Origin of the sequence: Pseudomonas sp. 2VD (genome assembly GCF_005503585.1) — a bacterium.
Classification (GTDB): domain Bacteria; phylum Pseudomonadota; class Gammaproteobacteria; order Pseudomonadales; family Pseudomonadaceae; genus Pseudomonas; species Pseudomonas aeruginosa.
In genome coordinates this window covers 1-12,270 of the sequence record NZ_SCND01000169.1, presented here as the reverse complement: position 1 = coordinate 12,270, position 12,270 = coordinate 1, and the positions used below count along the sequence as shown (strand labels likewise).

Sequence of the window (12,270 nt, the reverse complement as noted above, 5' to 3'; positions counted from 1 at the left end):
CTCGGATATGTGTATAAGATACAGCTGCTGGGCTCGGGCGACGCGCCGAGCGCTGCCGATCCAGCGCCGCAGGGACAGACGCCGGCGGACAAGCCGCAGCAGCAGACCCCGGTGGCCGATGCCGAACAGGACGGCGGCGAGCGTCCGCTGCTGATGCCAGGCAAGAAGACCCTGTTCCAGCGCGTCCTGACCAAACCCGGCGCGGCCATCTCCGCCGAGGCTGGCGGCCCGCCCCGGGCCGGCGCAGTGCCGGCCTTCTCGGTGCTCTACGTGTACGCCCGCAAGCAGGTCGGCGGCAGCCCCTGGCTGCGCGTCGGCGCCTCCAGCAACGGCGAGGGCGACGGCTGGCTGCCGGCCAGCGCGGTGAGCGACTGGAAGCAGAGCCTGGTGCTGAAGTTCACCGAACGCTCCGGCCGCGCGCCGGTGATGTTCCTCAACAGCGCCGAGCAGGTCGAGCGCCTGCTCGGCGATACCCGCGCGGCGCGCGACACCCTGACCCAGGCGGTGGACCACAAGGGCGATCCGCAGGTGGTCGCGGTCGAGCCCAACGACCGGGCGATCCCCCAGGACCAGTTCTACCTGCTGCCGATCTTCGACTCGAAGGAGAGCTTCGACGCCGACGGCCAGCCGGCGCAGTTGCTGGAGGTCGCTTCGATCGACCCCGGCGGCAGCGCCACGGCACCCCAGGCGCCGGGCCAGGCCGGGCGGGGCGGCGCCAGCGGCGCGGCGAGCGACACCTTCCGCACCGGCATCGTCCTGGTGGTGGACACCTCGGTGTCGATGCAGCCCTACATCGACCGCGTGCGCGAGGTGATCGACGGCCTGCAGCGGCAGATCGGCGAGCGCGGCGACCTGGACAAGGTCAGCTTCGGCCTGGTCGGCTTCCGCAACAACACCGACAAGACCCCCGGCCTGGAATACGTCAGCAAGACCCTGGTGCCGCTGCAACCGGGCAATGACGCGCAGCGCTTCGCCGAGTTGAGCAGCCAGGTGCGCGCCACCGACGTCTCCAGCCACTCGTTCAACGAAGACGCCTTCGCCGGGATCATGCAGGCGGTCGACGAAATGGACTGGTCGCCCTACGCCGGGCGCGTGGTGCTGCTGGTCACCGACGCCGGCGCGCTGCGCAAGAACGACCCGCTCGGGCGCACCCAGATGAACGAGGCCGAGGTCCGCCAGGCGGCGCTGCGCAAGGGCGTGAAGATCTATGCCCTGCACCTGCGCACCCCGGCCGGGAAGAACAACCACGGCTACGCCGAGCAGCAGTACCGCAGCCTCACCGCCGACGCCAACCCGAAGATCGCCGACCTCTACATCCCGGTGGCCGGCGGCGAGGTGAACGCCTTCGGTAACACGGTGAAGGAGATCGGCACGGTGTTCGCCGACCTGGTCCACGACGCCGGCAACCGCAAGCCGCAGGCGCCGCGCTTCGACGCCGCGCCAAGCGTGGCGAGCAAGTCGGCGGCCATCGGCTACGCCATGCAGATGGAATTCCTCGGTCGCCGCGACCCGGTGCGCGCGCCGCAGGTCGTCACCGCCTGGACCGCCGACCGTGACCTGACCAACCCGGCGCTGCCGGCGTTCCAGGTCTGCGTGCTGCTGAGCAAGCTGCAACTCAACGAACTGCAACAGTCGCTGAAACTGATCGTCGATGCGGCCAAGCGCACCCAGACCTCGCCCAAGGACTTCTTCCAGGAAATCGCCAGCGCCAGCGCCTACATGAGCCGCGACCCGGCGCAACTGGTGAAGGGCAGCAACCTGGCGCAGAGCGGCGTGCTCGGCGAATACCTGGAAGGCCTGCCGTACCGCAGCAAGTCGCTGAACATGACCCAGGACCTCTGGCTGTCGCTGAGCGTCGCCGAACAGCAGGACTTCATCGACGAACTGGAGTCGAAGATCCGCCTCTACGAAACCTTCCACAACGACGTCGCCAACTGGGTCCGGTTCGGCGACGCCGACGCCGGCGACGCGCTGTACCGCGTGCCGCTGTCGACGCTGCCATGATCCTGCGCCTGCACGAGGTCGCCCGCAGCCACGGCGCCGGTCGCCAGCGCTACCGCCTGCGGGTGCCGGCGCTGGAATTGCGCGCGGGTCGCCAGCTGGCCATCGTCGGCCCCAGCGGCTGCGGCAAGAGCACCCTGCTCGACCTGCTGGCGCTGGCCCTGGCGCCGGACCCGGGCGGGCGCTTCGAATTCCTCGCCGGGGAACGCCCACAGGACATCGCCGCGCTCTGGCGCGACGGCCGCCAGGACCGCTTGGCGGCGCTGCGCCGGCAGCACTGCGGCTACGTGCTGCAAAGCGGCGGGTTGCTCGAGTTCCTCGATGTGCGGCGCAACATCGGACTGCCCTGCGCATTGCTCGGCACCCCGTCCGCCGAGCGCGTGCAGGCGCTGGCCGAGCGGCTGGAAATCGGCGACCAGCTGGACAAGAAACCGGCGGCGCTGTCGGTCGGCCAGCGCCAGCGGGTCGCCATCGCCCGCGCCCTGGTGCATGCGCCGCGCCTGTTGCTGGCCGACGAGCCGACCGCGGCGCTCGACCCGCTGAACGCCGAACGGGTGATGCGCCTGCTGGTGGAACAGGCCCGCGAGCGCGGCGCCTGCACCGTGGTCGCCACCCACGACGAGCGCCTGGCCCGCGCCGCCGGCCTGGAAGTCCTGGCCATCCGCTGGCAACGCGAGGCCGACGACAGCGTCGGCGCCTGCCTCGAGGACGTTGGCTGATGCGCGCCGGCCTGCTGCTCTCGCTGGCCTGGGCCGACTATCGCGGCGAGGCGCGCCTGTCGCTCTGCGCGATCTTCGCCCTGGCGGCGGTGATCACCCCGCTGCTGGTGCTGTTCGGCCTCAAGTACGGCCTGGTCAGCACCCTCACAGAGCGGCTGGAGCGCGCGCCTTCTGTGCGCGAGATCATTCCGGTCGGCGGCGCCCGCTACCGTGCCGAGGACATCGCCGCCCTGGCCGCACGCGCGGATGTCGCCTTCGCCGTGCCGCGCACCCGGCAGATCGCCGCCACCGCCGACCTCAGCGGCGGCGGCGAGACCGCCCTGAGCGTCGAGATGATTCCCAGCGCCGCCGGCGACCCGCTGCTGGCCGGCCTGCCGCAACCCGACCGGCCGACCCGCGTGGTGCTCAGCCACGGCGCCGCGGAAAAACTCGGCGCCCAGCCTGGCGAGCGCATCGTCGCGCGCATCGGCCGGCGCATGGATGGCCAGGCACAGAGCCAGCGCCTGGAGCTGGAAGTGCTCGCAGTGCTGCCACAGGAGCGTTTCGCCCGCGACGCGCTGTTCGCCCCGCTGGCCCTGCTGGAAGCCGCCGAGGACTATCGCGACGGTCGCGCGGTGGCCGCCTATGGCTGGCCGGGGAAGGCCGGTGAGGCGCCGCGCGCACGCATCTACCCGGGCTTCCGCCTGTACGCCCGCGACCTCGATGCGGTGGAAGGGCTGCGCCGGCACTTCGTCGCGAGTGGCGTGGAAGTCGCCACCCAGGCCGAGGCCATCGCCCAGGTGCGCAGCCTCAGCCGCAACCTCGGCCTGGTGTTCTGGATCGTCGCCGCGCTGGCCATCGGCGGTGCCTTCGCCGCCATCGCCGCCAGCAGCCTGGCCGCCGTCGAACGCAAGCGCCGCGCCCTGGCGGTGCTGCGTCTGCTGGGCTTCCCGACCGCCGCGTTGGTCGGCTTCGTCATGCTCCTGGCGCTGTTCAGCGCCGTCTTCGGCCTGTTCCTCGCCGGGCTGCTGTACGCCGCCACGGCCGGCGCGCTGAACCACCTGTTCGACAACCAGAGCGGCGAGTTCGTCTGCCGCCTGCTGCCCAGCCACTACCTGACGGCGCTGCTCGCCACGCTGCTGTGCAGCGTCCTGGCCGCCGCCAGCGGCGGCTGGCGCGCGGCGCGGATCGAAGCCGCAGAGGGATTACGCGATGTTTGAGAAAGCCATTCTTCCGCTCGCCCTCGGCGCCTGCCTGGCATTTGCCGCGCCGGCCTGGGCCGAAGGCGACTCGCCGGACAATCCCAAGCCGCTGGCCGACGACGTCGCCCTGCCGCTGCCGTGTGGCGGCGAGATGGTCTTCCGGCATGTCTACGTACTCGCCGAAGGCGCCCTCGACGATCGCGAGGTCAACCTCGGCTACGCCTTCAACGAAGGCGAGGCGGGCTACCAGCAGTCGTTCATCTCCGGCTACCGGCGCGACTACGTGAACGGCCAGTTCAGCCTCGCCGACCTGGCACCGGCCTGGCAGCAGAAACTCTCCGCCAGCCTGCCGAAGCCCGCCGCCGGCACCCCGCTGAAGCCGATGATGTACTTCATCGGCAAGTACGAGGTGACCGCCCGCCAGTACGCCGCAGTGATGAGCCAGGCGGCCGCGCTCTCCGGCCAGGGCGAAGCGCCGGCCTGCGACGTGCCGGGCGGGATGGCCGCGCGGCTGCCCAAGGTCGACCTCTCGCGCTTCGACGCCGAACGCTTCGGCGCGGTGTACAGCGCCTGGCTGCTGAAGAACCACCCGGATCTGCTGCCGGTCAGCGGCCGCGGCAAGAATCCCGAGGACGGCGGCATCGGCTTCGTCCGCCTGCCCACCGAGGTCGAGTGGGAGTTCGCCGCGCGCGGCGGCCAGGCGGTCAGCCGCCAGGAACTGGAAGGCCGGCTGTTCCCGCGCAAGGTCGAGGGCAGCGACCAGGAAGGCCCGCTGGGCGACTGGGCGGTGTACAACCAGGTCGCCGGCGGTACCGGCCAGGCCGCGCGACTGTTGCCGGTAGGGATGAAGCGGCCGAACCCGCTGGGCCTGTTCGACGTGATCGGCAATGCCGCGGAGATGGTCCAGGAGTCCTTCCAACTGGTCCACGCCGGACGCCGGCAGGGCACATATGGCGGTTTCGTGGTGAAGGGCGGGAACTATCTCGAAGGCGAGATGACTCTATTCACCGGGATGCGCCGCGAATACCCGCTGTTCGCCGCCGACGGCAGCGAACAGCGCAACGAGACCACCGGTTTCCGCGTCGCCATCGGCGCGCTGTCCGCGCCGCGCTCGCGCTATCCCGAGCTGTTCGCCCAATGGCAGAAGGAAGGCCGACTAGCGGCATTGACCGATGCCATCGATGACGCTCAAGATCCCACCAAGCAATTGGACGGAATCATTGCCGCCACCCGCGACCCGCAGATGCAGGCGCAGTTGGCCCAGATAAACGAGGAACTCAAGCGTAACGTTTCGTTGATCGCCCGGCAGCGCGAAGAGGCCGCCGGAAACCTGATACAGTCGGCGGCACTGGTCGCCGAGACGATCAACAACTACAACATACGCCTGACCAACCTCAAGAAGGACAGGGAGAAAGCCGTGGCAGCCAGGGATCAGGCGACCGCCCAGCTCTATGCCGGCGCCATCGCCAACGGGCGCAGCGCCCTCGATGGCGCATTGGCCATCTACATCGACAACCTCGCCACCGGCACCCGTTACACCGACGCGGTGATCCAGGCGCAGTTCCAGCGCATCCAGGAAGAACTCAATCGCAACCCGGTTCTGGGCAAGAGCCTGGTCAAGCGCGCGACCCTGTTCGTCAAACACGTCGGAGATTATCGCCAGCAGCACCGGGCCGAGCCGGAGGCGGTATTGAAGGAATTGCTCGCGTCCAGCGGGCGTTGAAGGAGTTCCGTCCGGCACCTCTCGGCAGCCGGGCGGTTCATCAAACCAGGAGTGAGATGCAATGAGCCAACCCAGCGAAAACCGTTTGATCACCTCGGCGCGCTACGCGCTCTGCCTGTTGACCGCCAGCGGCGTGCTGCTCAGCGGCTGCGCCAGCAGCGGCGTCGGCTCGGTCGCCCAGACCACCCGCGCGGAATACTACCCGTCCTGCTACGAGCCGGTGTCGCACCTGCGCAGCACCGATAACGCGGTGCGCAACTCGGCCATCACCGGCGCCATCACCGGCGGCCTGCTGGGCGGCCTGGCCGGCGGCCTGGCCAGCGACGAGAACCGCGGCCGCAATGCCGCCCTCGCTGCCGCAGGCGGCGCCCTGGCCGGCGGCGCGGCGGGCTACTACATGGAGAAACAGAAGCAGATCAGCGACGACCGCGCGCGCATCGGCTCCTACGCTACCGACGTCGACCGCAGCACCGTCGAGATCAACCGTAGCGTGGCCTACGCCAAGTCGGCGCAAAGCTGCTACCAGAGCCAGTTCAAGGCCCTGCTCGACGGCCGCAAGAACAAGTCGATCAACGAAGCCGAAGGGCGCAAGCGCCTGGCCGAGATCGTCAGCGGCCTGCAGGAGACCAACGCCCTGCTGGTCGCCGCCAACGGCCGTGCCGGCGAGAACATCAACAACTACACCCAGGCCTACGAGAAAGACCTGCAGCAGGTCGGCGTACCGCGCACCGAAGTGACCAAGGTCGCCGAGGCCGAGAACCGCGCCAGCACTACGAAAGGCGGCAGCAAGCCCAAGACCGGCAGCAATCCCAAGGTGCCGAAGGAAGCGGTCGCCACCGAGCAGACCATCCGCAAGGCCCAGGACGCGCAAAGCGAAGGCAACAAGGTGGCCTCCCGGGGCCAGGGCATGATCCAGGAAGTCTGCAACAGCCCGGACATGGGCGACTGGGCACCGCCGAGCTGCGCCAAGGCCTGATCGGCCTCGTTACCAGCACGAACGCGACGGCGACCTTCGGGTCGCCGTTTCGTTGAGGGGCCTGGCGCGCTGACCCGGCCGGCCTGAAGGGCGAGCGTTCGCCGGGACGGCTGCTTCCGACGTTTCCGGCTTCCCCGGCGGCAGCGGTTCTTCCCGCAGGGCGGATACCGCCACCGGCACGCTCCGCCGCAACTCCGCCCTATACGAAATGCTGCGCCGCGGGGAAAACGCTAGAACAACGCCATCTGCGCCCCCGGCACGGCGAACCGGCTGCAATCCAGCCCGAAGCCCTCGCGGCGGTCCAGCCCGAGGCGCTTCATCGCCACCGCGAAACGCTGCGCCAGCAGGTCGGCGAACGGTCCCTGGCCGCGAAAGCGGTGGCCGAAGCGGCTGTCGTAGACCTCGCCGCCACGGCATTGGCGGACCAAGCTCATCACATGCTCGGCGCGTTGCGGGTAGTGCGCCGCCAGCCATTCCTCGAACAGCGGGCCGACTTCGCGCGGCAGGCGCAGGAGCATGTACGCGGCGCTGCGCGCGCCGGCGTCCCGCGCCGCCTGGAGCAGGCGCTCCAGCTCCATGTCGTTGACCATCGGGATCATCGGCGAGCAGAGCACGCCCACCGGGATGCCGTTGCCGCTGAGCGTGCGGATCGCCCGCAGTCGCGCCGAGGGCGCCGCCGCGCGCGGTTCGAGAATGCGCTTCAGCTCGTCGTCGAGGGTGGTCAGGCTGATCATCACCGCCACCAGGTTCTGCTCCGCCAGTTCGCGCAGCAGGTCGAGGTCGCGAAGGATCAGCGAGCCCTTGGTGACGATGGTCAGCGGGTGACGGAAGCGCAGCAGCACCTCCAGCACCTGGCGGGTCAGGCGGCGTTCGCGTTCCAGCGGCTGGTAGGGGTCGGTATTGGTGCCCAGGTTGATCGGCGCGCAGCGATAGCCGGGCTTGCTCAGTTCCTGCTCCAGCGCGCTGGCGACGTTGCTCTTGGCGATCAACCGGGTCTCGAAATCGATCCCCGGCGAGAGGTCCCAATAGGCATGGCTGGGCCGCGCATAGCAGTAGATGCAACCATGCTCGCAACCACGGTAGGGATTGATCGAGCGATCGAAAGGGAGGTCCGGCGACTGGTTGCGGGAGATCACCGTGCGGGCGATCTCCTCGCGCACCTCGGTGAGCTGGATCGGCGGCACGTCCTGCTCCCAGCCATCGTCGAAGGCCTCGCTGTGGGTCGGGGCGAAGCGGTTGAGGGGGTTGCTGGCGGTACCGCGACCGCGCGGGGGCAGGGGAGCGCTCATGAGGGGAACCCGGCGAAATACTGTATATAAATACAGTATCGCACCGGACCCCAGCCCACAGCCATCGCCGCCGGTCGGCGGCGAGCGGTCAGGCGTCGGGCTTCTTCTTCAGCTTGGGATTGGGGAAGAACTGCACCGACTGCACCTTCGGGTTGGCCGGCTTCGGCGCGTTCTGGTTGACCCGCGTACCCAGCTCCTTCGGGATCGACTGGCCCTGGGCGTTGAGCGTGTCGGCGTAGCCGCAGGCCACGCATTCGCGGTGCGGCACGCCGTCCTCTTCCCACATCTGGATCTTGTCCTGTTCGCTGCACGCCGGGCAGACCGCCCCGGCGATGAAGCGCTTCCTGGTGATCGCCGGGCTCATGCGGCCTCCCCGACCAGCCCGGAGTGACGCAGCAGGGCGTCGATGGACGGCTCGCGACCGCGGAAGTCGACGAACAACAGCATCGGCTCGCGGGAGCCGCCGCGGGCCAGGATCGCCTCGCGGAAGGCGCGCCCGGTATCGGGGTTGAACACGCCTTCTTCCTCGAAACGCGAGAAGGCATCGGCGGACAGCACCTCGGCCCACTTGTAGCTGTAGTAACCGGCCGCGTAGCCGCCGGCGAAGATGTGCGCGAAGCTGTTGGCGAAGCGGTTGTACGCCGGCGGACGCATCACCGCCACTTCGTCGCGGATGCCCTCGAGCACCTGCAGCACGCTGCGGCCGTCGCCGTGGGTGGCGTGCAGCTCGAAGTCGAAGAGGGAGAACTCCAGCTGGCGGACCATCATCATCCCGGACTGGAAGTTCTTCGCCGCCAGCATCTTCTCCAGCAGGTCCTGCGGCAGCGCCTCGCCGGTCTCGTAGTGGGCGGAGATCAGCGCCAGGCCTTCCGGCTCCCAGCACCAGTTCTCCATGAACTGGCTGGGCAGCTCGACGGCGTCCCAGGCCACCCCGTTGATCCCGGAGGCGGCGGCATGCTCGACGCGGGTCAGCAGGTGGTGCAGGCCATGGCCGAACTCGTGGAACAGGGTAGTGACCTCGTCGTGGGTCAGCAGCGCCGGCTTGCCGTTCACCGCCGGGGTGAAGTTGCACACCAGGTAGGCCACCGGGTCGATCAGCCGGCCCTGGGCGTCGCGCCGGCGGTCGCGGGCGCCGTCCATCCAGGCACCGCCGCGCTTGTTGGCGCGGGCATAGAGGTCGAAGTAGAAGCGGCCGACGTGCTCGCCGTTCTCGAGGATCTCGAACAGGCGTACGTCGGCGTGCCAGCGCTCGAAATCGTGCAGTTCGCGGATCTGGATGCCGTAGAGGCGCTCGACAATGGCGAACAGGCCGGAAAGCACCTTGTCCACCGGGAAGTAGGCACGCAGCGCCTCCTGGGACACGCTGTAGCGCGCCTCGCGGAGTTTCTCGGCGTAGTAGCCGGCGTCCCAGCTCTGCAATTCGGTGCAGCCCTGCTCGGCGGCGTAGGCGCGCAGCTGCTCCAGGTCGCGGGCGGCGAACGGCTTGCTGCGCACCGCCAGGTCGCGGAGGAAGCTGAGCACCTGGTCGCTGGACTCGGCCATCTTGGTCGCCAGCGACAGCTCGGCGTAGTTGGCGAAGCCGAGCAGGCCGGCCAGCTCCTGGCGCAGGTCGAGGATCTCTTCCATCACCGGACCGTTGTCGTTCTGCCCGGCGTTCGGGCCCTGGTCGGAGGCGCGGGTGCAGTAGGCGGCGTATACCTCTTCGCGCAGGGCGCGGTCATCGGCATAGGTCATCACCGCGTAGTAGCTGGGGAACTCCAGGCTGATCAGCCAGCCGTCCAGGCCCTTGGCCTCGGCGGCCTGCTTCATCTGGGCCTTGGCCGAATCGGTCAGGCCGGCCAGCGCGGCTTCGTCGGTGACATGCTTGGTCCAGGCCTGGGTGGCGTCGAGCAGCTGGTTGGAGAAACGGCTACCCAGCTCGGACAGGCGCGACTGCACCTCGGCATAGCGCTTCTGCTTGTCCGCCGGCAAGTCGATGCCGGACAGGCGGAAGTCGCGCAGGGCATGTTCGAGGATGGTTTTCTGGGCCACGTCGAAGCCGGCCGCCTCGGGGCTCTTCGCCAGCGCCTCGTAGGCCTCGAACAGGGCGCGGTTCTGCCCCAGCTCGGTGGAGTAGGCCGACAGCTCCGGCAGGCAGGCCTCGTAGGCCTCGCGCAGCTCGGCGCTGTTGCACACCGCGTTGAGGTGGCTGACCGGACTCCAGGCGGCGCCCAGGCGGTCGTTGAGTTCGTCCATCGCCAGCACCAGGCCCTTCCAGGTCGGCTGCTCGCGCTGGGTTTCCAGCAGGCGGGCGATGGCGGCGCGGTTATCGGCGAGGATCCGCTCGATGGCCGGCTTCACGTGTTCCGGGCGAATGGAGGAGAAAGGCGGCAGGTCGTAGGCCTGCAGAAGGGGATTCGCGCTCACGTTGGCAACCTTGGCTAAGGAAATACCCGACCATCTTAAATACAATCGGCGGCATCCGCAGCCTGAGGAAAACTATCGTGACCATTCGTTCCTACCAGGGCAAAACGCCACTGCTCGGCGAGCGGGTCTTCGTCGATCCCTCGGCCGTGCTCGTCGGCGACATCGAGATCGGCGCCGACAGCTCGGTCTGGCCGCTGGTGGTGATCCGCGGCGACATGCACCGCATCCGCATCGGCCAGCGCAGCAGCATCCAGGACGGCAGCGTGCTGCACATCACCCACGCCGGCCCCTTCAACCCGGACGGTTTTCCGCTGAGCATCGGCGACGAAGTGACCGTCGGGCACAAGGTCCTGCTGCACGGTTGCAGCATCGGCAACCGGGTTCTGGTGGGGATGGGCTCGATCGTCATGGACGGCGCGGTGATCGAGGACGAAGTGATCCTCGGCGCCGGCAGCCTGGTGCCGCCGGGCAAGGTGCTGGAGAGCGGCTTCCTCTACGTCGGCAGCCCGGCGAAGAAGGCCCGTCCGCTGAGCGACAAGGAGCGCGGCTTCTTCGCCTACACCGCCGGCAACTACGTGAAGCTCAAGGACCTGCACATCGCCGAGGACTACCATGCGTGACGCCGCGCTGCGCTACCCGAACATCCTCTTCGATCTCGACGGCACCCTCACCGACCCGCGCGAGGGCATCACCCGCTCGGTGCAGTTCGCCCTCGCCCGCCTGGGCATCGACGAGCCGGACCTGGCGCGCCTGGAGCACTTCATCGGCCCCCCGCTGTTGCAGTGCTTCATGCAGACCTACGGCTTCGACGAAGCGCGCGCCTGGGAGGCGGTGAACCACTACCGCGAGCGCTTCAGGGTCACCGGTCTCTACGAGAACCGCGTGTTCGACGGCATTCCCGAGCTGCTCGTAGCCCTGGTCGGACGCGGCCACACGCTCTACGTCGCGACCAGCAAGCCCGGCGTGTTCGCCCGCGAGATCGCCCGCCACTTCGCCTTCGACCGTCACTTCAAGGCGATCTACGGCAGCGAGCTGGACGGCACGCGCACGCACAAGGACGAACTGATCCGCCATCTGCTCGACAGCGAAGGCCTGGCAGCGGAGCATTGCCTGATGATCGGCGACCGCATGCACGACCTGCTCGGCGCCAGCCGCAACGGTGTCGCCTGCATCGGCGTCGGCTACGGCTTCGGCAGCGAAGACGAACTGCGCGCGCACCAGCCGACCCATTACTGCGCCGACCTCGCCGCCCTGCGGCAGGTGTTGGAATCCCACTGACCCATGCTCCGTTTCAGACAAGGACGCCTGACATGACCGACAATCCCTTCGCCACCCCCACCGCCCCGGTGCAGCCGCCGGCCAGAGAGGTGCCCGCCACCACCCAGCCCTATGCGTTCATCGCGGTGCTGGCGCTGGTCACCTGCTTGTCCTTCGCCGTGAGCCTGGGCATCCAGTGGTACAACGACATCGGCGAGATCCGCCAGCGTTTCTCCGAGCACCTGCAACTGATGGCGCCGCACTGGTTCACCGGCCTGGTGTTCTACGCGGCGGCCAACCTGCTGGTGCTGCATTCCTACCGCGAGAAGCGGCAGCTCGTCGAGTTCCGCCCGCTGGCGCTGCTGCTGATCGGCTACGGTCTGCTCAACCTGGTCTGCGGCATGCTCGCCGGGATCGGCCTGGCACCGCTGACGCTGCCGTTCTACCAGTGGGTGACGGCGCAATCCAGCTACGGCGTCTGGCTGATGGCGTTCAACGAAGCGATGAGCTGGGTCTACCTGCTCCTGGGCAGCCTGCTGCCGTTGGGGCTGGTGCTGCTCGGCAGCCGGGTGAACTCGCCGCGCCTGGCCGAAGGGGAAGAAGCCCGCGTCGCTGCCTGGCAGGTCGCCCTGGCCGCCGCGCTGTGTTTCGCCACGCTGTGCTTCAAGCTGATGCAGTTCCTTCCCTACGCCCTGCTGCGCTACGACGAGCCTTGGCT

The 12,270-nt window shown here is 68.8% G+C and carries 9 protein-coding genes and 2 pseudogenes; 8 read left to right on the top strand and 3 right to left on the bottom strand.

The window, feature by feature from the left end:
- The 5 genes and pseudogenes from ppkA to tagQ form a co-directional block, all read left to right on the top strand.
- A pseudogene (gene ppkA, locus FFS27_RS18595) lies at positions 1-2,004 on the top strand (serine/threonine protein kinase PpkA); the annotation flags it as partial.
- Positions 2,001-2,720, top strand: a complete 720-nt coding sequence (gene tagT / locus FFS27_RS18590) for a type IV secretion associated ABC transporter ATP-binding protein TagT (RefSeq protein WP_023100708.1) — start codon at positions 2,001-2,003, stop codon at positions 2,718-2,720. The pseudogene ppkA and the gene tagT, both read left to right, overlap by 4 nt.
- The gene (tagS, locus tag FFS27_RS18585) at positions 2,720-3,919 is read left to right on the top strand and encodes a type IV secretion associated ABC transporter permease TagS (RefSeq protein WP_003128189.1); all 1,200 of its coding nucleotides are present in this window, start codon (positions 2,720-2,722) and stop codon (positions 3,917-3,919) included. Before tagT ends, tagS begins: the two co-directional genes overlap by 1 nt.
- Positions 3,912-5,624 (top strand): type VI secretion system-associated regulator TagR, encoded by a 1,713-nt coding sequence (gene tagR / locus FFS27_RS18580; RefSeq protein WP_023100707.1) that lies wholly within the window; start codon positions 3,912-3,914, stop codon positions 5,622-5,624. Before tagS ends, tagR begins: the two co-directional genes overlap by 8 nt.
- A gap of 61 nt (positions 5,625-5,685) precedes the next feature.
- Positions 5,686-6,600, top strand: coding sequence for a type VI secretion system-associated lipoprotein TagQ (gene tagQ, locus FFS27_RS18575; RefSeq protein WP_003083630.1), 915 nt, complete (start codon positions 5,686-5,688; stop codon positions 6,598-6,600).
- Positions 6,601-6,830: 230 nt separating this feature from the next.
- Here the strand turns inward: tagQ and FFS27_RS18570 are convergent, their stop codons facing one another.
- From FFS27_RS18570 to prlC, 3 genes are all read right to left on the bottom strand, one after another.
- Positions 6,831-7,889, bottom strand: coding sequence for a PA0069 family radical SAM protein (locus tag FFS27_RS18570; protein ID WP_023100706.1), 1,059 nt, complete (start codon positions 7,887-7,889; stop codon positions 6,831-6,833).
- A gap of 88 nt (positions 7,890-7,977) precedes the next feature.
- Complete coding sequence (locus tag FFS27_RS18565; protein WP_003083624.1) at positions 7,978-8,253, bottom strand: YheV family putative zinc ribbon protein; 276 nt, start codon at positions 8,251-8,253, stop codon at positions 7,978-7,980.
- The gene (gene prlC, locus FFS27_RS18560; protein ID WP_003083621.1) at positions 8,250-10,295 is read right to left on the bottom strand and encodes an oligopeptidase A; all 2,046 of its coding nucleotides are present in this window, start codon (positions 10,293-10,295) and stop codon (positions 8,250-8,252) included. Before prlC ends, FFS27_RS18565 begins: the two co-directional genes overlap by 4 nt.
- Before the next feature lie 77 nt (positions 10,296-10,372).
- Here prlC and FFS27_RS18555 point away from each other — a divergent pair, with 77 nt between their 5' ends.
- The 3 genes and pseudogenes from FFS27_RS18555 to FFS27_RS18545 all read left to right on the top strand — a co-directional run.
- Complete coding sequence (locus tag FFS27_RS18555; RefSeq protein ID WP_003083618.1) at positions 10,373-10,915, top strand: gamma carbonic anhydrase family protein; 543 nt, start codon at positions 10,373-10,375, stop codon at positions 10,913-10,915.
- Positions 10,908-11,573: an HAD family hydrolase gene (locus FFS27_RS18550; RefSeq protein WP_021263017.1), complete on the top strand. Its 666-nt coding sequence runs from the start codon at positions 10,908-10,910 to the stop codon at positions 11,571-11,573. The genes FFS27_RS18555 and FFS27_RS18550 overlap by 8 nt, the downstream gene beginning before the upstream one ends.
- A 32-nt stretch (positions 11,574-11,605) precedes the next feature.
- Positions 11,606-12,270 (top strand): annotated as a pseudogene (locus FFS27_RS18545) (hypothetical protein); the annotation flags it as partial.

Bases quoted from the DNA above. Each gene is read 5' to 3' on its own strand.
- tagT (WP_023100708.1), top strand. From the start codon at position 2,001: ATGATCCTGCGCCTGCACGAGGTCGCCCGCAGCCACGGCGCCGGTCGC.
- tagS (WP_003128189.1), top strand. From the start codon at position 2,720: ATGCGCGCCGGCCTGCTGCTCTCGCTGGCCTGGGCCGACTATCGCGGC.
- tagR (WP_023100707.1), top strand. From the start codon at position 3,912: ATGTTTGAGAAAGCCATTCTTCCGCTCGCCCTCGGCGCCTGCCTGGCA.
- tagQ (WP_003083630.1), top strand. From the start codon at position 5,686: ATGAGCCAACCCAGCGAAAACCGTTTGATCACCTCGGCGCGCTACGCG.
- FFS27_RS18570 (WP_023100706.1), bottom strand. From the start codon at position 7,889: ATGAGCGCTCCCCTGCCCCCGCGCGGTCGCGGTACCGCCAGCAACCCC.
- FFS27_RS18565 (WP_003083624.1), bottom strand. From the start codon at position 8,253: ATGAGCCCGGCGATCACCAGGAAGCGCTTCATCGCCGGGGCGGTCTGC.
- FFS27_RS18550 (WP_021263017.1), top strand. From the start codon at position 10,908: ATGCGTGACGCCGCGCTGCGCTACCCGAACATCCTCTTCGATCTCGAC.